Origin of the sequence: Streptomyces griseorubiginosus, assembly GCF_036345115.1 — a bacterium.
GTDB classification, from domain to species: domain Bacteria; phylum Actinomycetota; class Actinomycetes; order Streptomycetales; family Streptomycetaceae; genus Streptomyces; species Streptomyces griseorubiginosus_C.
Window position 1 is genome coordinate 5,700,724 of the sequence record NZ_CP107766.1, and the last position, 19,161, is coordinate 5,719,884.

Below are 19,161 nucleotides of genomic sequence, written 5' to 3' on the forward strand. Positions count from 1 at the left end.
CGTCGTTTCAGCCCCGCGTCAGCGCACATCCCCCATGAGAGACTTCACCTTCCGCCGGTACATCCACACGGCGAACCCCGCGAGAACGGCGAGCGCCGCCTCACCGAAGACGGCCGCCGTCCCGCTGAGATCGACCCCGGCGATCGCCGGGTTGGACAGCAGGCTGGTGATCGAGTCGCCCGCGGTCACCGCGAGGAACCAGACACCCATCATCTGCGAGGCGTACTTCGCGGGAGCCATCTTCGTGGTCACCGACAGACCCACCGGGGACAGGCACAGCTCACCCACGGTCTGGATGAAGTAGATGCCGACCAGCCACATCGGGCTGACCGCGGTGCCGTTCGCCGCCATGGCGATCGGAATGAGGAAGAAGAAGAACGAGACACCGATCAGGACCAGGCCCATCGAGAACTTCACGATGGTGCTGGGCTCCTTGCCCTTGCGGTTCAGCCACACCCACAGCCAGGCGAAGACCGGGGCCAGCGCCATGATGAACAGCGGGTTCAGCGACTGGTACCAGGAGGTCGGGAAGTCGAAGCCGAGCAGCGAGCCCGCGGTCTTCTGGTCGTTCGAGCCGAACGCCTGGACGGTGGACGCGCCCTGGTCGTAGATCATCCAGAACACGGCGGCCGCGACGAAGAACCAGATGTAGCCGGACATCTTCGACTGCTCGCCGGCCGTCAGCTCCTTGTCCCGCTTGATGCGCAGCAGCACACCCGCGGGGACGACCAGACCGATGACGGTGAGCGGGATCATCGCCCAGTTCAGCGTGAAGTGGCCGGTGAAGCCGACGACGCCGTAGAACACGGTCGCGGCGATCACCCAGAACAGGCCCTTGCGCAGCCAGGCCGCGCGCTCCTCGGCCGCCAGCGGCTTGGGGACGACGCTGCTCTGCGGGCTCAGGCTGCGGGTGCCGATCAGGAACGCGGCCAGACCGACCGCCATGCCGACCGCGGCCATGCCGAAGCCGAGGTGCCAGCTGACCTCCTGGCCGACGGTGCCGATGGCCAGCGGGGCGAAGAACGCACCGGCGTTGATGCCCATGTAGAAGATCGTGAAGCCGCCGTCGCGGCGCGGGTCGTCCGGGCCGTCGTAGAGGTGGCCGACCATCGTGGAGATGTTGGCCTTGAGGAGGCCGGAACCGGCCGCGACCAGCGCCAGGCCCGCGAAGAACGGCGCCTGGCCGCCGGGCAGCGCCAGCGTGATGTGACCGGCCATGATCGTGACGGCCGCGATGGCCACCGTCTTGCGGGGGCCCCAGACGCGGTCGCCGAGCCAGCCGCCGGGCATGGCGAGCAGGTAGACCATCGCCGAGTAGACGGAGACGATCACGGTGGTGGTCGCCAGGTCCATCGCGAGGCCGCCGCCCATGCTGCCCTTCCCGGCGTCGGGGCCGCCGGAGAGCAGGTAGACGGTGAGCAGGGCCTTCATGCCGTAGTAGGAGAACCTCTCCCACATCTCGGTCAAGAAGAGAGTGGCCAGTCCGCGGGGGTGGCCGAAGAAGGCTTTGTCGGAACCGGGGGTGCCCGGTGTCACCGAGTCCTTCGTCAGGCTGGACGCCATGGTCGTTCCTTGCTGGTGGGGGTTACCGCACACAAAAGAGACCTTTGGCGACAGATGCGCGCCAAAGGTCCCCACGTTGCGACAGGCTTCGAGTCACCATACGGCAGGACAGTGCCGGAAATGGAAGGACTTGAGAGCTGAATCACAGGTGACGATGGAACCGTACACCTGGTTTCTAAGGTCCCTACACGATTGGCACCCCACACTCACAGGTTCGCCTCAGAATCGTGAAAGGTAAGAATCACGGGGTTGCGATCACACCCCAGCATCTGTCAAGAGCGGTCTACCATCAGCTCATGACCCGTGTACTGCTCGCCGAGGACGATGCGTCCATTTCGGAGCCGCTGGCCCGCGCCCTGCGCCGGGAAGGGTACGAGGTCGAGGTGCGTGAGGACGGCCCCACCGCACTCGACGCCGGAATGCAGGGCGGTATCGACCTGGTCGTCCTCGACCTGGGTCTGCCCGGCATGGACGGCCTCGAGGTGGCCCGCCGACTGCGTGCCGAGGGCCACGCCGTACCGATCCTCATCCTGACCGCACGGGCCGACGAGGTGGACACCGTCGTCGGTCTCGACGCGGGCGCCGACGACTACGTCACCAAGCCCTTCCGGCTCGCCGAGCTGCTGGCCCGGGTCCGGGCCCTGCTGCGGCGCGGCGCGGCCGAGCCGGCCCAGCCGCCCGCCACCCACGGGGTGCGGATCGACGTCGAGTCGCACCGGGCGTGGATGGGCGACGAGGAACTCCAGCTCACCGCCAAGGAGTTCGACCTGCTGCGGGTGCTGGTGCGGGACGCCGGCCGGGTGGTGACCAGGGACCAGCTGATGCGCGAGGTCTGGGACACCACGTGGTGGTCCTCGACCAAGACGCTGGACATGCACATCTCGTGGCTGCGCAAGAAGCTGGGCGACGACGCGGCCAACCCGCGGTACATCGCCACCGTGCGTGGTGTCGGGTTCCGGTTCGAGAAGAGCTGAACCCCGGGTCCCCGTCTAGCAGGTAAGAGGTCATGCGCCGTCGACTGATCCAGTCCACGCTCGCCGTAGTGCTCGTGGTGATCGCCGTCTTCGGCGTCTCCCTCGTCATCGTCGAGACCCGCACCATCAGCAACAGTGCCCAGGAGCGGGTCGACTCCGAGGCGATCCGGCTGGCCGGGATCGTGGACAGCCGGCTGTTCGCCGCGGAGGACGTGACCGCGGAGATCCTGCGCGACCAGGTCGCGCAGGAACGGTACGCCGTGATCCGCATCCCCGGTGACGACCCGATCGAGGTCGGCACCAGGCCGTCCGGTCAGGTCATCAGCTCCACGGAGAAGGGCGAGGAGGGCGAGACGGTCACCGTGCAGGAGCCGCGCTCCTCGGTGACCCGGGAGGTCGGCCGTACGCTCCTGATCATCGGCCTGGTGGCGCTGCTCGCGGTGATCGCCGCGGTGCTCCTCGCGATCCGGCAGGCCAACAAGCTGGCCTCGCCGCTCACCGACCTCGCCGAGACCGCCGAACGCCTCGGCTCCGGCGACCCCCGCCCCCGGCACAAGCGCTACGGCGTCCCCGAGCTGGACCGGGTCGCCGACGTGCTGGACTCCTCCGCCGAGCGGATCGCGCGGATGCTCACGGCGGAACGGCGCCTGGCCGCGGACGCCTCGCACCAGCTCCGTACACCGCTGACCGCGCTGTCGATGCGGCTGGAGGAGATCACCCTCACCGACGACCCGGACACGGTGAAGGAGGAGGCGAACGTCGCGCTCACGCAGGTGGAGCGGCTGACGGACGTGGTGGAACGGCTGCTGACGAACTCCCGGGACCCCCGGGCCGGCAACGCCGTCACCTTCGACCTCGACGAGGTCATCCAGCAGCAGCTCGCGGAGTGGCGGCCGGCGTACCGCAGCGCGGGCCGCGCGATCGTCAGCTCGGGCAAACGGCACCTCACGGCGGTCGGCACCCCGGGGGCGGTCGCCCAGGTCCTGGCCGCGCTGATCGAGAACTCCCTCATGCACGGCGGCGGCACGGTCGCGCTGCGCACGCGGGTCACCGGCAACCAGGCGGTCATCGAGGTCACCGACGAGGGTCCCGGCGTCCCCGCGGACCTCGGGGCGCGGATCTTCGAGCGCACGATCAGCGGCCGGAACTCCACGGGCATCGGGCTCGCGGTGGCCCGGGACCTCGCGGAGGCGGACGGGGGCCGCCTGGAGATGCTCCAGGCTCAGCCGCCGGTGTTCGGGCTGTTCCTGTCCCGGACGCCGCTGAAGTCGTCCCTGGCGGACGACGACGAGCCGATGGTGAGATGAGCGGCGGTGGGTCTTCGGGTGCGGGTCCGGTGGGGGCGGGCCCTTTGCGCAGTTCCCCGCGCCCCTAGAACCCCCCGCGACCCCGTGCGCCCCTGAAAACCCCCGTCAGAGGACTCGCTGGCGCGGGCGGAGTTTCCTGGCCGCCGCCTGCTCCGCCTCTTCCAGGAAGGATTCCGCGCTGGCCACGGCCTCGCGGGCCGGCAGGGTCTTGAAGACCCAGCTGCGGTAGGACCAGAAGCGGAACAGGGTCGCGATGCCGATGCCGACGAACTTGAAGATGTTGCTCTGGAGCGGGCTGTCCCAGCCGAAGCCGTAGGTCGCGGCGTACAGGATGCCGTTCTCGATGACCAGGCCGACCGCGCTGAACAGCAGGAACAGGGTCAGTTCCTTGGTGCGGCCGCTCTTGTCGCGGTCACGGTAGGTGAAGTACCGGAACCCGATGTAGTTGAAGACGATGGCCACGACCGTGGCGACGACACTCGCGCGGACCACCGGAAGGTCGGTGAGATGCCGGACGAGGTTGAAGACCAGGAGGTTGACGAGGAGACCCGCGCCGCCGACCGCACCGAATTTGGCGACCTCGCGCACGATCCTTCGCAGCCCTGAGGAACCATGTCCCATGGTTGTACAGTCCCCCAGTCGGGTCGGTCAGTCGAGTGAATTCGTCAACTCAGCCATGCTAACCATCCCCTCTACCCGTTGCCTGTGGATGAACTCACACACAGGGAAACAAGCTGGTAAGAGGACCGGTAAGAGGCGCGGAATCAAGCCGCCGTGGCGCGACCGATACCCTGGGGTCGTGACGTTCCCGGTAGTCGGCATGGTCGGCGGAGGCCAGCTCGCTCGTATGACACACGAGGCAGGCATCCCGCTCGGCATCAGGTTCAAGCTCCTCAGTGACACCCCTCAGGATTCCGCGGCGCAGGTGGTGAGCGATGTCGTCATCGGCGACTATCGCGACCTCGACACGCTCCGAGAGTTCGCGAAGGGCTGCGACGTGATCACCTTCGATCACGAACACGTACCCACCGAGCACCTCAGAGCCCTGGAGGCGGACGGCATCCCCGTGCGCCCCGGCCCCGACGCGCTCGTGCACGCCCAGGACAAGGGCGTGATGCGGGCGCGGCTCGACGCGATCGGCGTGCCGTGCCCCCGGCACCGGATCGTCAGCGATCCCCAGGACGTGGCGGCCTTCGCGGCGGAAGGGCTCCCCGAAGGCGCGGAGGGCGACGGCTTCCCCGTCGTCCTCAAGACCGTCCGCGGCGGCTACGACGGCAAGGGCGTGTGGGTCGTGGACTCCGTCGAGGAGGCCGCCGACCCCTTCCGGGCCGGTGTCCCCGTCCTCGCCGAGGAGAAGGTCGACTACGTCCGCGAGCTCGCCGCCAACGTCGTACGGTCGCCGCACGGCCAGGCCGTCGCCTACCCGGTCGTCGAGTCCCAGCAGGTCAACGGGGTGTGCGACACCGTGATCGCCCCCGCGCCCGACCTGGACGGGACCCTCGCGCTCAAGGCCGAGGAGATGGCGCTGAACATCGCCAAGGAACTGGACGTCGTCGGCCACCTCGCCGTCGAGCTGTTCCAGACCCGCGACGGCCGCATCCTCGTCAACGAACTCGCGATGCGCCCGCACAACTCGGGCCACTGGTCGATGGACGGCGCGATCACCAGCCAGTTCGCCAACCACGTCCGCGCCGTCCTGGACCTCCCGCTCGGCGACCCGCGCCCCCGCGCGAAGTGGACCGTGATGGTCAACGTCCTCGGCGGCGACTTCCCCGACATGTACTCCGCGTACCTGCACTGCATGGCCCGCGACCCCCAGCTGAAGATCCACATGTACGGCAAGGACGTGAAGCCCGGCCGCAAGGTGGGCCACGTCAACACCTACGGCGACGACCTGGACGACGTTCTCGAACGCGCACGTCACGCTGCCGGCTACCTGAGAGGCACGATCACCGAATGAGCCCCGTTGTAGGCATCGTCATGGGGTCGGACTCCGACTGGCCCGTCATGGAGGCCGCCGCCCAGGCCCTCGACGAGTTCGAGATCGAGTACGAGGTCGACGTCGTCTCCGCGCACCGCATGCCGCGCGAGATGATCGCGTACGGCGAGCAGGCGGACGGGCGGGGCCTGAAGGTGATCATCGCGGGCGCGGGCGGCGCGGCCCACCTGCCCGGCATGCTCGCCTCCGTCACCCCGCTGCCCGTCATCGGCGTCCCGGTCCCGCTGAAGTACCTCGACGGCATGGACTCGCTGCTGTCCATCGTGCAGATGCCGGCCGGCGTCCCGGTCGCCACCGTCTCCGTCGCCGGTGCCCGCAACGCCGGGCTCCTCGCGGCCCGCATCCTCGCTGCCCACGACGAGGAACTCCTCGGCCGGATGCGGGAGTTCCAGCAGGAGCTCAACGACCAGGCCACCGAGAAGGGCAAGCGCCTGAGGTCCAAGGTCGAGGGCTCCAACGGCTTCGGCTTCGGCAAGTGACCGCCGCGGACGCGCTGACGACGGCCCGGGAACTCCTGCGCGAGTTCCCGGTCGTCGACGGCCACAACGACCTGCCCTGGGCCCTGCGCGAACAGGTCCGCTACGACCTCGACGCCCGGGACATCGCCACCGACCAGTCGGCCCACCTGCACACCGACCTGGCCCGCCTCAGGGCCGGCGGCGTCGGCGCGCAGTACTGGTCGGTGTACGTCCGCTCGGACCTGCCCGACGCGGTGCCCGCGACCCTGGAGCAGATCGACTGCGTACGGCAGCTCCAGGCGCGGTACGCGAAGACGCTGCGGCCCGCGCTCACCGCCGGGGACATGGAGGCGGCGCGCGCGGAGGGCCGTATCGCATCCCTGATGGGCGCCGAAGGCGGCCACTCCATCGCCAACTCCCTCGCGACGCTACGCGCGTTGTACACCCTCGGCGTGCGCTACATGACCCTCACCCACAACGACAACGTGGACTGGGCGGACTCGGCGACCGACGCACCCGGCGTCGGGGGCCTGTCGGCCTTCGGCCGGGCGGTGGTGCGGGAGATGAACCGCGAGGGCATGCTCGTGGACCTCTCGCACGTGGCGGCGACGACCATGCGGGACGCCCTGGACGCGACGAGCGCGCCGGTGATCTTCTCGCACTCCTCCGCGCGAGCGGTGTGCGACCACCCGCGCAACGTCCCGGACGACGTCCTGGAACGCCTGCCGGCCAACGGCGGGATGGCGATGGTGACCTTCGTCCCCAAGTTCGTCCTCCAGGCCGCGGTCGACTGGACGGCCGCCGCCGACGAGAACATGCGCGAGCACGGTTTCCACCACCTCGCCACCACCCCGGAGGCCATGAAGGTGCACCGCGCCTTCGAGGACCGCAACCCGCGCCCGGTCGCCACGGCCGCGACGGTCGCCGACCACCTCGACCACATGCGCGAGGTGGCGGGCGTCGACCACATCGGCATCGGCGGCGACTACGACGGCACCGCCTTCACCCCGGACGGCCTCGACGACGTCTCCGGCTACCCCAACCTGATCGCGGAACTCCTCGACCGCGGCTGGTCCCGCACCGACCTCGCCAAGCTGACCTGGCAGAACGCGGTACGGGTGCTGGGCGCGGCGGAGGACGTGGCACGCGACCTTCAGGCCACGCGGGGGCCGTCGAACGCGACCCTCGCCGGGCTCGACGGCTGAGCGTCCAGGGCGGGGTAGTCGGTGTAGCCGTCCGCCCCGCCCACGTACATCAGGTAGCGGTCCCGCACCGGGTTGAGCGGTGCGCCCAGCCGCAGCCGGGTCACCAGGTCCGGATTGGCGAGGAACGGCCGGCCGAGGGCGACCAGGTCGGCGCCGGCGGCCAGCATGCCGTGCGCGGCCCGGGTGACGTCCTCGGTGGTGAGGCCGGGCAGGACCGGGTTGCCGATCAGGATGCCGGGCCAGTCGGCGCGGATCCGGCGGTACCACGGGGCCGCCGGGTCGGCGTGGACGACGTGCAGGTACGCCGGGTCCACGTCCCGCAGGCGGGCGAGGAGGGCCGGGTAGAGGGCGTCGGTGTCGTCCTCCCGGACACCGTTGACGGTGCTCGCCGGGGAGATGCGTACGCCCACCCGGTCCGCGCCGATCGCGTCCGCCACCGCCTCGGTCACCTCCGCCGCGAACCGCACCCGGCGCGCGGCGGAGCCGCCGTACGCGTCCGTCCTGCGGTTGGTGTTCCCGGCCAGGAACTGGTGCAGCAGATGCCCGTTGGCCGAGTGCACCTCGACCCCCTCGAAGCCCGCGTCCACGGCCCGGCGGGCGGCCGCGGCGAAGTCGGCGACGGTGGCCCGGATGTCGTCGGGGGTCATCTCCCGCGGCACGACGGCCGGTCGGTGCCCGCCCGGGGTGAAGATCGTCTCCGGCAGCGGTACGGGGGAGGGCGCGACCGGCGTCAGGCCCGTCGTCGCCGGATGGCTCACCCGGCCGCCGTGCTGGAGCTGGAGGAACATCCGCCCGCCGGCCGACCGCACGGCCCCGGTCACCCCGCGCCAGCCCTGGACGTGCCGGTCGGTGTGGATCGCGGTGATGTCCGGATACGTCTGCCCGACCGCGTTCGGCGTCGCGGCCTCGCCGATGATCAGGCCGGCGGAGGCGCGCTGGGCGTAGTAGACGGTCATCAGGTCGGTCGGGGTGCCGTCGGCGGCCGCGCGGTTGCGGGTGAGGGGGGCCATGACGAGGTGGTGGGGAAGGGTGAGCCGGCCGAGTCGGGCCGGTGCCAGGAAGTCCGTAGTCGGCGTCATGGGCGTACCGTAGAACCTCACATTGATGTCAGATTCAAGCCCGAGGGGGTGCCCGTCGTGCGGATCGGTGAACTGGCCCGGCGTACCCAGGTGAGCGAGCGGTCGCTGCGCTACTACGAGGAACAGGGCCTGCTGGTGGCCGACCGCACCCCGGGCGGCCACCGCGACTACCCGGAGGCCGCGGTCGACCGGGTCGTCCGCATCCAGGAGCTGTTCGCGGCCGGACTGCACAGTCCCCGGATCGCCCAGCTCCTGCCCTGCATGCGGGACACCGACGGCGGCCCCTCGGCCGTCGCGACCCCGCGCCTGGTCGCCGACCTCACGGCGGAACGCGACCGCATCGACCGCACGATCGCCGACCTCCTCCGCTCCCGGGACACCCTGGACGAGGTGATCGAGGCGGCCAGGAAGGCCTAGCGCGGCCGCGCTCCACCGGCTCCGCGAGCAGTACGGACGCGTCCGCCCGGCCCGTCCGGCCGGTACCCCCGAACGCCCCGCCCACCAGGAAGCCCGCACCGCTCCGTGCGACGGTGACCGTACGGCGATCAGGAAGATCACGACGTACGGAGCCCGTCATGGCAGACCTCCAGGACGAACTGCACCCCCCGGCCGAGGTGGCAGAGCTGCCCCAGCTCTTCGGGGCCGTGCCGGAGCTGTACACCCCCGTCTCCGACCCGGACACCGAGCCCCTGGAGCGCGCCCGCGCCATCCTCGCCGCGCACCCCGTCGCCGACGGCTACAGCGGACTGCCCTGGGCCCTGCGGCACCTGCCCTGGTTCGACCTGGAACTCGGCGAGAGCGCCGTGGACACGGACGTGCCGCGGCTCAGGGAGGGGCACGTGGGCGCTCTGCTGTGGTCGCTGCACCTGCCCGAGGGGCTCGACGGGGACCGGGCGGTGGGCGCCACGCTGGAGCAGCTCGACCTGGTCAAGACGGTCGTACGGAACCACCCCGAGGGCCTGCGCCTGGCCCGTACGGCGGGACAGACCACCGACGCCCACCACTGCGGCCGCGCCGCCGTCCTGCTCGGCCCGGCCGGTGCCGCCGCGATCGGCGACTCGCTCGGCATCCTGCGTTCCCTGCACGCCCTCGGCCTGCGCGCCCTGACCCTGTCCGGGGTGTCCTGGGCGAGCGAGGCGGGGCTGACCCGGTTCGGCGAGGAGGTGCTGCGCGAGATGAACCGGCTCGGCGTCCTCGCCGACCTCTCCGGCGCCTCCGAGGCCACCATCCGGCGCGTCCTCGCGGTCTCCAAGGCGCCCGTGCTGTTCACCCGCTCCGCCGCCCGCGCCCTGCGCCCGCACCCCGCCAACCTCCCCGACGAGCTGCTCGCCGAGGTGGGCGCCGCCAAGGGACTGTGCATGGTGCCGCTGACCGCCGAGCAGACCGGCCCGACGGTCCGGGACGTCGCCGACCACCTCGACCGGGTCCGCGACATCGCGGGCGCCGAGTGCGTGGGCCTGTCCGGCACCTACGACGCCGGGACCGCGCACCCGCAGGAGCTCGGCGACGCCTCCTGCTACCCGCACCTCGTCGCCGAGCTGCTGCGCCGCGGCTGGGAGGAAGCCGACCTCGCACTGCTGACCTGGGGCAACGTCCAGCGGGTGCTGCGCGAGTCCGACTTCACCGCCCGGGCGGCACAGCAGCGCCGGGAGCCGTCCACGGCGAAGATCGCCGAGCTGGACGGCTAGCAGGGCCTACAGCGGGTCGATCCGGCACAGGCAGAACGGATGGCCCGCCGGATCCGCGTACACCCGGAAGTCCTCCTGCTCCTTGCCCTCGGCGGACTCCGCGTGCAGCCGCCGCGCGCCCAGCTCCAGCACCTTCGCCTCGGCCGCGTCGATCTCCTCCCAGGTGCTGCCGCCGTCGAAGTCGAGGTGGAACTGCTGGGAGTTGCGGTCGGCGCGCGGCCACTCCGGCGGGGTGAATCCCGGCGCGCTCTGGAAGGCCAGCCGGGGGCCGGCCGGGACCCGCAGGACGACCCAGTCGGGGTCGTCGTCCTCCGGGGTGCCGCCCACGATGCCCGCGTAGAAGCGGGCGAGCGCACGGGGATCGGGGCAGTCGAGCACGACGGAACGGAAGTGGGCGACAGCCACGGGAGCTCCTTCTGGTCGGACGGCGTTCAGCAGGCGCAGAGGCAGAACGGGTGCCCAGCCGGGTCCGCGTACACACGGAAGCCCCGGGAGCGGTCCTCGGCGTCCAGCGGCCTGGCCCCGAGCGCCAACACCTCCTTCTCGGCCGCGTCCAGGTCCTGGACGGTCAGGTCCAGGTGGAACTGCTGCGAGGCGTCGGGGGCGGGCCACTTCGGCGGTACGAATCCGGGGGCGGCCTGGAAGGCCAGCGACTGCCCGCCGGGGACCTTGAGGTCCACCCACTCGCCCTCGCCCTCGACGGTGCCGCCGAGGACACCGGCGTAGAAACCGGCGAGCGCGCGGGGGTCGGGACAGTCCAGTACGACGACTCCGAGTTCGGCGATGGCCATGGCTTCCTCCTTGAAGCGTGGTTACCCGTAGAGCCTGGTAACCAGTAACGGTTACCGCATGCTCCCGTATCGGAGGTAACGTCGCAAGGGAATTCACGAGGTAGGTAGCGTGCAGCCATGAGTGAGCGATCGCCCGCGCCCGGGGGCCTGGCCCTGGTCCAGTCCCTGGTCAACACGCTCGACCTGGAATCGGGGGCCGACGCGCTGGACACGGCCGAGGGGCGGGCGCGGTTCGGGATCGCCGAGGGCGAGGTGGCCGGGGCCCGTGACCTGCGGGAGTCGCTGCGCGTCGCTCTGCTGGCGCACGCGGGACATCCGGCGCACCGGTCCGTGACGCCGCTGGGGGAGCTGCTGGCGGGGGCGCCCCTGCTGGTGACGGTGTCCCCGGCCGACGGCGCGGCGACGCTCACGCCCGCCGACGCCCGCCCCTTGGCCTCCCGGGTCGCCGCCGCCGTCGCCGAGGCCCTGGTCGCGGGCACGTGGGGGCGGCTCAAGGCCTGCGAGGCCGTGGACTGCCACTGGGCGTACTACGACCGCAGCCCGGCGGGGCGGGGGCGGTGGTGCTCGATGCAGGTGTGCGGGGCGCGGGCGAAGATGCGGCGGTACCGGGCCAGGGGGTGAGTCCTGCTGTCAGGGCGCCTCCTGCCGTGCCCGGGACGTCCTCGAACCGACCAGCAGGAGACACAGGACCGCCACCCCGGCTACCAGGCCGGCCAGGACCAGCAAGGGATCCAGCGGACGCGCCGTGGCAGCCGTCGCCTGGGTCGCGGCCGGTTGCGTCGCCGTCTGCGGTACGGCCGCGGCGGGCGCCGTCGGTGTCGGTGTCGGTGTCGGCGACGGCATCGTCATCGCAGGTGCCGAGCGTGCGGTACGTGACGGCGTCCGGGCCGGTGCCGTGTGCACGTGCTCTCGCGCTGCCGCCGACGTCCTCGCCGGAGCCGGAGCCGGAGCCGGGGCCGGGGCCGGGGCCGCCCGCACCGTGATCCCGGCCGTCATGTCCGGATGGACCGTGCAGACATAGCCGTAGGTACCGGCCGTGGTGAACGTGAAGCTCCAGCTCTCGCCCTTGTCGAGCATGGGGGAGTGGATCGAGAGCGGGCCCGAGGTCGTCTTCACGTCGTGCGGGGCGGTGTCGTAGTTGGTCCAGGTGACCGTGGAGCCGGCGGGCACGCTCAGCGAGGCGGGCGAGAAGGCGTAGCCCTTCATGGCGACGGAGTAGGACGCGGCCGACGCCCGGTCCGCCGGGAGCAGCCAGACCGTGAGGAGGGCGAGCGCGGCCGCGGCCCGCAGCAGCGCCCTCACGCGAACTCCGCCGCGACCAGCAGCCTGAGCCGCGTGGCCGGAAGACGCCACGGCAGCCGGAACCCGGTGGCCCGGCGCAGCAGCCGGTACGGCAGCCGGGCCGTGCCCACGACGAGCAGCCGGTCCTCGGCGCGGTCGACCACCCGCAGCCGCAGCAGGACGGGGAAGGGCGTGCCGTCGACATCGAGGTCGGCGGTGAGCTGGAGGCGGTCGCCGGGCAGGTCCTCGACCCGCTCGGAGCTGAGGACGGCCCGCAGTTCGCGGTCGTCGAACTCGAAGCGGAAGGCGGGCTGTCCGGCGTCCGCGGGCAGGGTCAGGGCCGCTGCCGCGAGGGGGATCCGCCGTCGCCGCACGGGCAAGGGGCCGAACCAGGCGGTGAGTTCGGCGAGCGAGCGGCCGGGGGGGACGGTGAGGCGGCGGGGTGGTGGCACGGTGGGCAGAGTGACGGTTGTCATCCCCAACTCCTTGGAAAGCGGTTCCCGAAATGTGGTGGGCGTGTGGAGAATGGACCGCGAACGCCGCTCCGGCCGACTGAGCCTCGGCCGGAGCGGCGTTCACCCATGCGTCAGCAGCTCGCGGTGAGGAAGTCCGTGGTGGGCGTGAGCATGTGCCCGGCCCAGACGGTGTGCATCTTCACGTAGCTGTCGACGTCGAGCAGGTCGGTGACCTGCTGCCCGAGCGACTCCTCCAGGTGCGCCGAGTAGATGTGCTGAAGCAGCACGGTGAGGGTGTCGTCGGCCACCGAACCCCCGTCGCTGACGGCGGGCTTGAGGATGGACTCGATCCACACCGTGTGCATCTTGAGGTACGAGTCGAGCGCCAGCGCGTCCTGCACCTGCTGACCGGGCGACTCCTCCAGGTGGGCCGCGTAGAGGTGCTGGAGGATCGGCAGGAGCTCGTTGCGGATGCTGGCGCACTGCTCACCGGAGCCGCCACCGGTGCCGCCGGTCGGCGTGGCCGTGGGGGTGGCCGTCGGGTGCGCAGTCGGCATGCCGGTCGGGGTGGGAGTGGGGGCGGCCGTCGGGGTGGCCGTGGGCGTGCCCGTGGGGGCTTGCGTGGGCGTAGGGGTCGGCTTGGGCGTCGTACCGCCACCACCGGAGGCCGCCACGACCTTCACGGAGGACACCATGTCCGGGTGCACCGCGCAGTAGTACTCGTACGTCCCCACCTTGGTGAAGGTGTACGACCACGACTGGCCCTGCTTCAGGGTCCCCGAGTCGAAGGCCACCGGGGCCTTCGTCGTGGTCACGGTGTGCGGCGCGCTGTCGTGGTTGGTCCACCGGACGGTCTGTCCGACCTCGACGACCAACTGCTTGCCGTCGCCGAACTTGTACCCCGTGATGTCGACCTGGTGGTCGGGGGCGGCGGCGGCCTTCATGTCGGCCGCGGCGGCAGCGGGCGCCTGAGCCGCGCCCGCCGCCTGCTGCGAGGCCGTCGTGGAACCCGTGGCCGCGCTCAGCAGCCCGAGACTCAGCACCGCCGCGAGCGCGGCACCGAGCCCCGCGACCAGCAAGGACCGGTTGCCGGCCGTCCGAGTACGCGGCCGGTCGCCGGTCTCATCGCTTCTTTTCACTTCAACTCCTTTTGTTTCCCAGGGAGTTGTTTCCCATGGTGTTCAACGGCCGGGATCGGCCGTGACCAGCAGACTCGTCACGGCGAGCACGACGAGGACCAGCCCCGTCTCGGCCGCGACCGAGTAACCGAAGGGCCGCACGGTGGCGGCGTCGCCGCGCAGCAGCACGGCGAGATCGAGACGGGTGCGCACCCACTGGCGGCTCGCGTACGCGGCCACCAGGACGCATCCGAGGACGGCCGTCTTGACGAGCAGCAGCTGTCCGTACGAGGTGTGCAGCAGGGCGTCGTACGACCCCACCACCTGCCAGGCGAGCACCAGCCCGGCGCCGACGATGCCGGTGACGCTCAGTGCCGCGAGCCGCGCGTAGCCCGGCACCACCTCGGCCAGCTCGCCGGGCCGCCGGCGCGGCAGCACCGCCAGCGTGAGCATGGCGAGCCCGCCGATCCACAGCGCGGCCCCGAGCAGGTGCACGAAGTCGGCGACGGCGCCCCAAGTGGGCTCGCTGCCCTCGGAGTTGTGGCCCGTCATACCGGTGGTGCGCAGCAGCCCGAACGTCACCGCGAGCGCGCCCACCCGCCAGCCCGGCGAGCGCGCGGCACCCTGGAGCAGTGCGGCGAGCACCACGGCCGCGAGCACCCACATCAGCCCGCGGGCGGCGAGCACGACACCGGGCCGGGTGGCGAGGACATCGGCGTAGGTCGCGGGGCGGAGCGCGTCGCGCAGGCCGCCGAGGGAGGCGTACGCGCCCTGGAGGCCTGCCGTCGCCACCGTGGCGAGGAGACCGACCGTCCAGGCGAGTCCGAGCAGCGCCCGGGCCCGGGGCTCGTACGCCCCGCCCGGCCACAGCAGCGCGACGAACGCGAGCCCGCCGACGAACAGGGCCAGCGCGAGATAGCCGGTCCAGCGGACGGCGACGAGGCCCTTGCGCACCGAGGGGGACGGCGCGGGAGCGGAGACCTCGTCGCCGCCGGTCGGGGTGGCCTTCGCGGCGACGGCGAAGGCGATCCGGCCCGAGGAGGCGTGCCCGTCCTCCTCGTCCACGACGGACCACACGAGCGCGAACCTCCCGTCCGCGGGGCTGCCGAGCGCGACCCGCACGACGTTCCTGTGTGCGGTCCGGGACACCGGCAAGCGGTCTCCGTCCACGGTGAGCACCCGCACGTCGGCGAGGTCTACGGCCTCGTCGAAGGTGAGGGTGAGGTGGGTGGGGGCCTTCGCCGGCGTGGCTCCGTCCCTGGGGGAGGAGGTCACCAACTCGGTGTGGGCGGACGCGGGTTGGGCGGTGCCGAGCAGGGCGCACAGCAGGAGGGCGGCGAGGAGGAGCAGGCGCCTCATGGGGTCGCCTCCGGCTGCGGGGAGGTGGCGAGGACGCCGCCGAGGAGGCTGGAGACGGGGGCGAGGCCGACGCAGGGGGAGGGCGTGGGTGAGGGCGAGGGCGAGGTGCTCGCGGTGCCCAGGAGGCCGAGCACGGGCTCGGTGAGGCCGACGAGCAGGGGCTGTACGAGGGTGACCTCGCCGTCCTCGCAGGTGTCCGTCGGGGTGGGCGTGGGCGTAGGGGTGGGTGTGGGGGTGGCCGCGGGCGGCGGGCTCTCGTGCCCGGAGCCGCCGTGGTCGTGCCCTCCGGCGGGGCCGCCCGCCTGGCCGACGGGGGCGGTGCCGGGCACGAGGCCTCCGCCGCCGTTTCCGAGGTCCGCGTAGCCCCCGCCGTAGGCCGGCAACTCACCGGACCCGACCGGGACTTGGCCCGCTTCAGGGGCGGAGGTCGGCACGGTCGCCGGCGCGGTGGTCGCGGGTACCACGGCCGGGGGGACCGCGGCCTCGGCTGCCCCGGGGGCGCCGATGCCCGACGCGTACCCCAGCACGATCACCACCGCGCCGACGAGCGCCCCGGCGACCAGTTCGTCACGATGGTCACGCGGCCAAACCGCCCTGCGGAACAAGGGCATGACTCCACTCCTGACATGCTCAGGTCAATCCGACGGAAGAATCCGGCGAATGACGAACAGTGGAGTGGAGGGCGGATTCCGCTTGGCTACGCGTTGGTTAACCGATCGTTGCCTACCTCTCCTTTGCGGGGTCATGGTCTGTGAGAACGGTCAATTCGCCACCGTACTCGAATGCAAATCGAACTCGTGTTGAGGATTCCGGGGAAGGCGGCATATGCCGAAGCGCGGGGTCCGGCGGGCGCCTCAGAGGAACCGGCCGACGACGGCACGGGCCTGCTCCGGCCGCTCCTCGAACCACCGGCCGAGGTGTTCCCGTACGGTCTCCGCGACACACAGCAGCGCCGCGGGGTTCCCCAGCCTGCCGCGCGTTGCACCGAGGAACTCGGGCCGGTCCAGCTTCACCGACACGACCGCCGTCAGGCCCTCGCCGATCCGCTCCGGGCTCAGATCGGGGTCCGCGGCCGTCAACAGCCGCCGCTCGCGCGCGTACGCGTTGACCGCGGCCGCCAGCCCGTCCCGGAAGCCCAGCGTGTGGGTGCCGCCCTCGGAGGTGGGCCAGCTGTTCGCGAAACCCCGGACCCGCTCCTCGCGCGAGGCGGACCAGCGCAGGGCCACGTCCACCGTCGCCGCCGGGGTCTCCCGCTCGAAGGCGATGACCTCCGGATGGACGGCCGCTCCCGCCTCCGCGCCGAGGACCGCGACGAACTCCCTTACCCCGTCCGGAAACCGGAACCGCGCCGAACGGGGCTCGCCCGCAACGCGTTCGTCGGTCAGGGAGACGTCCAAGTCCCGGTTCAGGAAGGCCAGTTCCCTCAAGCGCTCCTCGAAGACGCCGAACACGAACTCCGTCGTCCTGAAGATGCCGGCGTCGGGCCTGAAGGTGAGCGTGGTCCCGCTGCCGCTCGCCGGGCCCGTGGCGGTGGGCGGGGCGAGCGCGGCCCCGCGGGCGTACTCCTGGACCCAGCGCGTCCCCTCCCGCCGCACCTCGGCCGTCAGCCGGCTCGACAGGGCGTTGGTGACGCAGGGGCCGAGGCTGAAGGCCCCCGAAATCAGGGTGTGCCGCCCACCGGTGTCCGGCCCGGTGAGGGGATGCGTCAGCAGCGTCTCCAGGCCAGGGCCCCCGGTGTGCCCCGCGGCTTCCACAGGGACGCCCGGTCCGTCGTCGGCGACCCGGACCCCGCCGTCGGCCAGGAACGTGATGTCGACGCGGGTGGCGGAGCCGAGGAGGACCTCGTTCAAGGCCCTGTCGGCCACGTAGAACACCATGTGGCGCAGGCCGCGTTCACCCGTGGACCCGACGTACATCCCCGGCCGTTTCCGGATGGCGTGCCGCCCCTCCAGGACCGTGATCTGGCTGGCGTCGTACTCGCTGGCTTCCTCGCCCATGAGGTCTCCCGTGATGCCGTCGGACAGACCTCGTCAGCCTAGGCGAATTCCGGAAAAACACCAGGTCAGGGCGGGTATGCCGAAGGCGTGGACGGTCGGGTGAGGGCCCACCGGGAGGCGGTCGGCCACGAGCTCCCGGAACCCCGCCGCAAGCCCTCCGCACCCCCGCCCGGGCCGCACACGGCCCAATTCCCGGCGCCCCCAGGGCCGTTGATTCACCGGGCGCAGCCGTTGCCAGGAACCGGCAGCCCATCACGCCGTACACAGGCCGGGGGCCGGCTCATCGCCCGGTACTCAGGCTGCCGGCCGGCCCACCGCCGGGTGAACAGGCCGCCGGCCGGCGCACCGCCCCGTACTCAGGCCGTAGGTCGCCCCATCGCCCGGTAGGTCCAGCCCGCCTTGCGCCACAGCGCGGGGTCCAGGGCGTTGCGGCCGTCCAGGATGGTCTTCGCGGCCGTTACCTCGCCGAGGGCCGCCGGGTCCAGTTCGCGGAACTCGCGCCACTCCGTGAGGTGGAGGACGACGTCGGCGCCCCGCACCGCGTCGATGGCCGTGTCGGCGTAGCCGAGCGTCGGGAAGAGCCTGCGGGCGTTGGCCATGCCCTTCGGGTCGTAGACCGTGACCTGGCCGCCCTGGAGGTGGATCTGCCCGGCGACGTTCAGCGCGGGGGAGTCGCGCACGTCGTCCGAGTCGGGCTTGAAGGTGGCCCCGAGCACCGCGACCCGCTTGCCGAGGAACGGCCCGCCGCCCAGTATCTGCCGGGCCAGCTCCACCATCTGCCCGCGCTGACGCATGTTGATCGAGTCGATCTCGCGCAGGAAGGTCAGCGCCTGGTCGGCACCGAGCTCACCCGCACGGGCCATGAAGGCGCGGATGTCCTTAGGCAGACAGCCCCCGCCGAAGCCGATCCCGGCCCGCAGGAACTTGCTGCCGATCCGGTCGTCGTACCCGATCGCCTCCGCGAGCCTCGCGACATCGCCGCCGGAGGCCTCGCACATCTCCGCCATCGCGTTGATGAAGGAGATCTTCGTGGCGAGGAAGGAGTTCGCGGAGGTCTTCACCAGCTCGGCGGTCGGGAAGTCGGTCACCACGAACGGCGTGCTCTCGGCGAGCGGCGTGGCGTACACCTCACGCAGCACCTTCTCCGCACGCTCACTGCGCACACCGACCACGATCCGGTCCGGATGCAGCGTGTCGTTCACCGCGAACCCCTCGCGCAGGAACTCCGGGTTCCAGGCCAGCTCGGCGTCCGCGCCCGCGGGGGAGTGGTCGGCCAGGTAGCGGGCGAGGCGGTCCGCGGAACCGACCGGCACCGTCGACTTGCCGACGACCAGGGCCGGGCGGGTCAGGTGCGGGGCGAGGGAGGCGATCGCGGAGTCGACGTACGACATGTCGCAGGCGTACTCGCCGTGCCGCTGAGGCGTGTTCACACAGACGAAGTGGACGTCACCGAAAGCGCCGGCCTCGGCGAAGTCCATCGTGAAGCGGAGCCTCCCGGTGGAGCCCTCGATCCCGGCGACATGCTTGCGCAGCAGGTCCTCCAGACCGGGCTCGAACATCGGGACCTCGCCCCGCTGGAGCATCTCGATCTTCTCGGGCACCACGTCGAGCCCCAGCACCTCGAACCCGAGTTCGGCCATGGCCGCGGCGTGTGTCGCGCCGAGGTAGCCGGTGCCGATCACGGTGATCTTGAGGCTCATGGGGTCTCCAGACGGGTCTGCGGTCGTGCGGTGCCCGAGCATAGTCGGGGCGTGCGACGGGCAGTTTTCCCCCTGTCGTTCCCGCCTGTCGCCAAGCTCACGTATCACTCCCGTGAGCGGACCCATAAAATTGAGTTACTTAACGGTAATTAGCACAGGCATCGCAGCGTCCTTGGAGCGTGAGAGA

The 19,161-nt window shown here is 71.6% G+C and carries 20 protein-coding genes; 8 read left to right on the plus strand and 12 right to left on the minus strand.

All coding sequences use genetic code 11. The features are described 5' to 3' along the window. Window positions 1-18: 18 nt before the first annotated feature. Window positions 19-1,563, minus strand: a complete 1,545-nt coding sequence (locus OHN19_RS25870; RefSeq protein WP_330266485.1) for an oligopeptide:H+ symporter — start codon at window positions 1,561-1,563, stop codon at window positions 19-21. Window positions 1,564-1,859: 296 nt separating this feature from the next. Between OHN19_RS25870 and OHN19_RS25875 the strand changes: the two genes are divergently transcribed. Both OHN19_RS25875 and OHN19_RS25880 read left to right on the plus strand, forming a co-directional pair. After that, window positions 1,860-2,537, plus strand: a complete 678-nt coding sequence (locus OHN19_RS25875) for a response regulator transcription factor (RefSeq protein WP_007382513.1) — start codon at window positions 1,860-1,862, stop codon at window positions 2,535-2,537. A gap of 32 nt (window positions 2,538-2,569) precedes the next feature. Beyond that, window positions 2,570-3,844: an ATP-binding protein gene (locus OHN19_RS25880; protein WP_330266486.1), complete on the plus strand. Its 1,275-nt coding sequence runs from the start codon at window positions 2,570-2,572 to the stop codon at window positions 3,842-3,844. A gap of 105 nt (window positions 3,845-3,949) precedes the next feature. On the opposite strand, the gene OHN19_RS25885 is transcribed toward OHN19_RS25880, so the two are convergent. Beyond that, the gene (locus OHN19_RS25885) at window positions 3,950-4,465 is read right to left on the minus strand and encodes a GtrA family protein (RefSeq protein WP_330266487.1); all 516 of its coding nucleotides are present in this window, start codon (window positions 4,463-4,465) and stop codon (window positions 3,950-3,952) included. A 178-nt stretch (window positions 4,466-4,643) separates the two neighbouring features. Here OHN19_RS25885 and OHN19_RS25890 point away from each other — a divergent pair, with 178 nt between their 5' ends. The 3 genes from OHN19_RS25890 to OHN19_RS25900 are packed head-to-tail and all read left to right on the plus strand — an operon-like array spanning window position 4,644 to window position 7,506. Next, complete coding sequence (locus OHN19_RS25890; RefSeq protein WP_330266488.1) at window positions 4,644-5,804, plus strand: 5-(carboxyamino)imidazole ribonucleotide synthase; 1,161 nt, start codon at window positions 4,644-4,646, stop codon at window positions 5,802-5,804. Continuing rightward, window positions 5,801-6,322 (plus strand): 5-(carboxyamino)imidazole ribonucleotide mutase, encoded by a 522-nt coding sequence (gene purE, locus OHN19_RS25895; RefSeq protein ID WP_330266489.1) that lies wholly within the window; start codon window positions 5,801-5,803, stop codon window positions 6,320-6,322. The genes OHN19_RS25890 and purE overlap by 4 nt, the downstream gene beginning before the upstream one ends. Next, entirely contained in the window at window positions 6,319-7,506 is a 1,188-nt protein-coding gene (locus OHN19_RS25900; protein WP_330266490.1) for a dipeptidase, read from the plus strand. Before purE ends, OHN19_RS25900 begins: the two co-directional genes overlap by 4 nt. On the opposite strand, the gene OHN19_RS25905 is transcribed toward OHN19_RS25900, so the two are convergent. Beyond that, window positions 7,455-8,585 carry an alkene reductase gene (locus OHN19_RS25905; RefSeq protein WP_330266491.1) on the minus strand — a complete coding sequence of 377 codons (1,131 nt, stop codon included), beginning with the start codon at window positions 8,583-8,585 and terminating at the stop codon, window positions 7,455-7,457. The genes OHN19_RS25900 and OHN19_RS25905 overlap by 52 nt on opposite strands. A gap of 57 nt (window positions 8,586-8,642) precedes the next feature. On the opposite strand from OHN19_RS25905, the gene OHN19_RS25910 reads away from it, so the two are divergent. Continuing rightward, window positions 8,643-9,002 carry a MerR family transcriptional regulator gene (locus OHN19_RS25910; protein ID WP_123761184.1) on the plus strand — a complete coding sequence of 120 codons (360 nt, stop codon included), beginning with the start codon at window positions 8,643-8,645 and terminating at the stop codon, window positions 9,000-9,002. A 158-nt stretch (window positions 9,003-9,160) separates the two neighbouring features. Then, a complete protein-coding gene (locus OHN19_RS25915; protein WP_330266492.1) occupies window positions 9,161-10,273 on the plus strand; it encodes a dipeptidase in 1,113 nt (370 codons plus the stop codon). A gap of 6 nt (window positions 10,274-10,279) precedes the next feature. Here the strand turns inward: OHN19_RS25915 and OHN19_RS25920 are convergent, their stop codons facing one another. Next, a complete protein-coding gene (locus tag OHN19_RS25920) occupies window positions 10,280-10,678 on the minus strand; it encodes a VOC family protein (protein WP_330266493.1) in 399 nt (132 codons plus the stop codon). Between the two features lie 26 nt (window positions 10,679-10,704). After that, the gene (locus tag OHN19_RS25925) at window positions 10,705-11,064 is read right to left on the minus strand and encodes a VOC family protein (protein ID WP_330266494.1); all 360 of its coding nucleotides are present in this window, start codon (window positions 11,062-11,064) and stop codon (window positions 10,705-10,707) included. A gap of 117 nt (window positions 11,065-11,181) precedes the next feature. Here OHN19_RS25925 and OHN19_RS25930 point away from each other — a divergent pair, with 117 nt between their 5' ends. Next, entirely contained in the window at window positions 11,182-11,685 is a 504-nt protein-coding gene (locus tag OHN19_RS25930; RefSeq protein ID WP_330266495.1) for a CGNR zinc finger domain-containing protein, read from the plus strand. Between the two features lie 9 nt (window positions 11,686-11,694). Here the strand turns inward: OHN19_RS25930 and OHN19_RS25935 are convergent, their stop codons facing one another. From OHN19_RS25935 to OHN19_RS25965, 7 genes are all read right to left on the minus strand, one after another. After that, window positions 11,695-12,366 (minus strand): cupredoxin family copper-binding protein, encoded by a 672-nt coding sequence (locus OHN19_RS25935; RefSeq protein WP_330266496.1) that lies wholly within the window; start codon window positions 12,364-12,366, stop codon window positions 11,695-11,697. Next, a complete protein-coding gene (locus OHN19_RS25940) occupies window positions 12,363-12,821 on the minus strand; it encodes a hypothetical protein (RefSeq protein WP_330266497.1) in 459 nt (152 codons plus the stop codon). The genes OHN19_RS25935 and OHN19_RS25940 overlap by 4 nt, the downstream gene beginning before the upstream one ends. Window positions 12,822-12,931: 110 nt before the next feature. Next, the gene (locus OHN19_RS25945; protein ID WP_330266498.1) at window positions 12,932-13,939 is read right to left on the minus strand and encodes a cupredoxin family copper-binding protein; all 1,008 of its coding nucleotides are present in this window, start codon (window positions 13,937-13,939) and stop codon (window positions 12,932-12,934) included. A gap of 42 nt (window positions 13,940-13,981) precedes the next feature. After that, window positions 13,982-15,277, minus strand: coding sequence for a copper resistance CopC/CopD family protein (locus tag OHN19_RS25950; RefSeq protein ID WP_330266499.1), 1,296 nt, complete (start codon window positions 15,275-15,277; stop codon window positions 13,982-13,984). Beyond that, the gene (locus tag OHN19_RS25955; RefSeq protein WP_330266500.1) at window positions 15,274-15,888 is read right to left on the minus strand and encodes a hypothetical protein; all 615 of its coding nucleotides are present in this window, start codon (window positions 15,886-15,888) and stop codon (window positions 15,274-15,276) included. Before OHN19_RS25955 ends, OHN19_RS25950 begins: the two co-directional genes overlap by 4 nt. Window positions 15,889-16,131: 243 nt before the next feature. Next, the gene (locus tag OHN19_RS25960) at window positions 16,132-17,274 is read right to left on the minus strand and encodes a DNA gyrase subunit B (RefSeq protein WP_330266501.1); all 1,143 of its coding nucleotides are present in this window, start codon (window positions 17,272-17,274) and stop codon (window positions 16,132-16,134) included. 356 nt (window positions 17,275-17,630) lie between these two features. Beyond that, entirely contained in the window at window positions 17,631-18,974 is a 1,344-nt protein-coding gene (locus tag OHN19_RS25965) for a UDP-glucose/GDP-mannose dehydrogenase family protein (protein WP_330266502.1), read from the minus strand. Between the last annotated feature and the right edge of the window lie 187 nt (window positions 18,975-19,161).

What these genes read in the sequence shown, in the direction of transcription:
- OHN19_RS25870 (WP_330266485.1), bottom strand. Translation starts at nt 1,563, where the DNA reads ATGGCGTCCAGCCTGACGAAGGACTCGGTGACACCGGGCACCCCCGGT.
- OHN19_RS25875 (WP_007382513.1), top strand. Translation starts at nt 1,860, where the DNA reads ATGACCCGTGTACTGCTCGCCGAGGACGATGCGTCCATTTCGGAGCCG.
- OHN19_RS25880 (WP_330266486.1), top strand. Translation starts at nt 2,570, where the DNA reads ATGCGCCGTCGACTGATCCAGTCCACGCTCGCCGTAGTGCTCGTGGTG.
- OHN19_RS25885 (WP_330266487.1), bottom strand. Translation starts at nt 4,465, where the DNA reads ATGGGACATGGTTCCTCAGGGCTGCGAAGGATCGTGCGCGAGGTCGCC.
- purE (WP_330266489.1), top strand. Translation starts at nt 5,801, where the DNA reads ATGAGCCCCGTTGTAGGCATCGTCATGGGGTCGGACTCCGACTGGCCC.
- OHN19_RS25905 (WP_330266491.1), bottom strand. Translation starts at nt 8,585, where the DNA reads ATGACGCCGACTACGGACTTCCTGGCACCGGCCCGACTCGGCCGGCTC.
- OHN19_RS25915 (WP_330266492.1), top strand. Translation starts at nt 9,161, where the DNA reads ATGGCAGACCTCCAGGACGAACTGCACCCCCCGGCCGAGGTGGCAGAG.
- OHN19_RS25925 (WP_330266494.1), bottom strand. Translation starts at nt 11,064, where the DNA reads ATGGCCATCGCCGAACTCGGAGTCGTCGTACTGGACTGTCCCGACCCC.
- OHN19_RS25930 (WP_330266495.1), top strand. Translation starts at nt 11,182, where the DNA reads ATGAGTGAGCGATCGCCCGCGCCCGGGGGCCTGGCCCTGGTCCAGTCC.
- OHN19_RS25940 (WP_330266497.1), bottom strand. Translation starts at nt 12,821, where the DNA reads ATGACAACCGTCACTCTGCCCACCGTGCCACCACCCCGCCGCCTCACC.
- OHN19_RS25950 (WP_330266499.1), bottom strand. Translation starts at nt 15,277, where the DNA reads ATGAGGCGCCTGCTCCTCCTCGCCGCCCTCCTGCTGTGCGCCCTGCTC.
- OHN19_RS25955 (WP_330266500.1), bottom strand. Translation starts at nt 15,888, where the DNA reads ATGCCCTTGTTCCGCAGGGCGGTTTGGCCGCGTGACCATCGTGACGAA.
- OHN19_RS25960 (WP_330266501.1), bottom strand. Translation starts at nt 17,274, where the DNA reads ATGGGCGAGGAAGCCAGCGAGTACGACGCCAGCCAGATCACGGTCCTG.
- OHN19_RS25965 (WP_330266502.1), bottom strand. Translation starts at nt 18,974, where the DNA reads ATGAGCCTCAAGATCACCGTGATCGGCACCGGCTACCTCGGCGCGACA.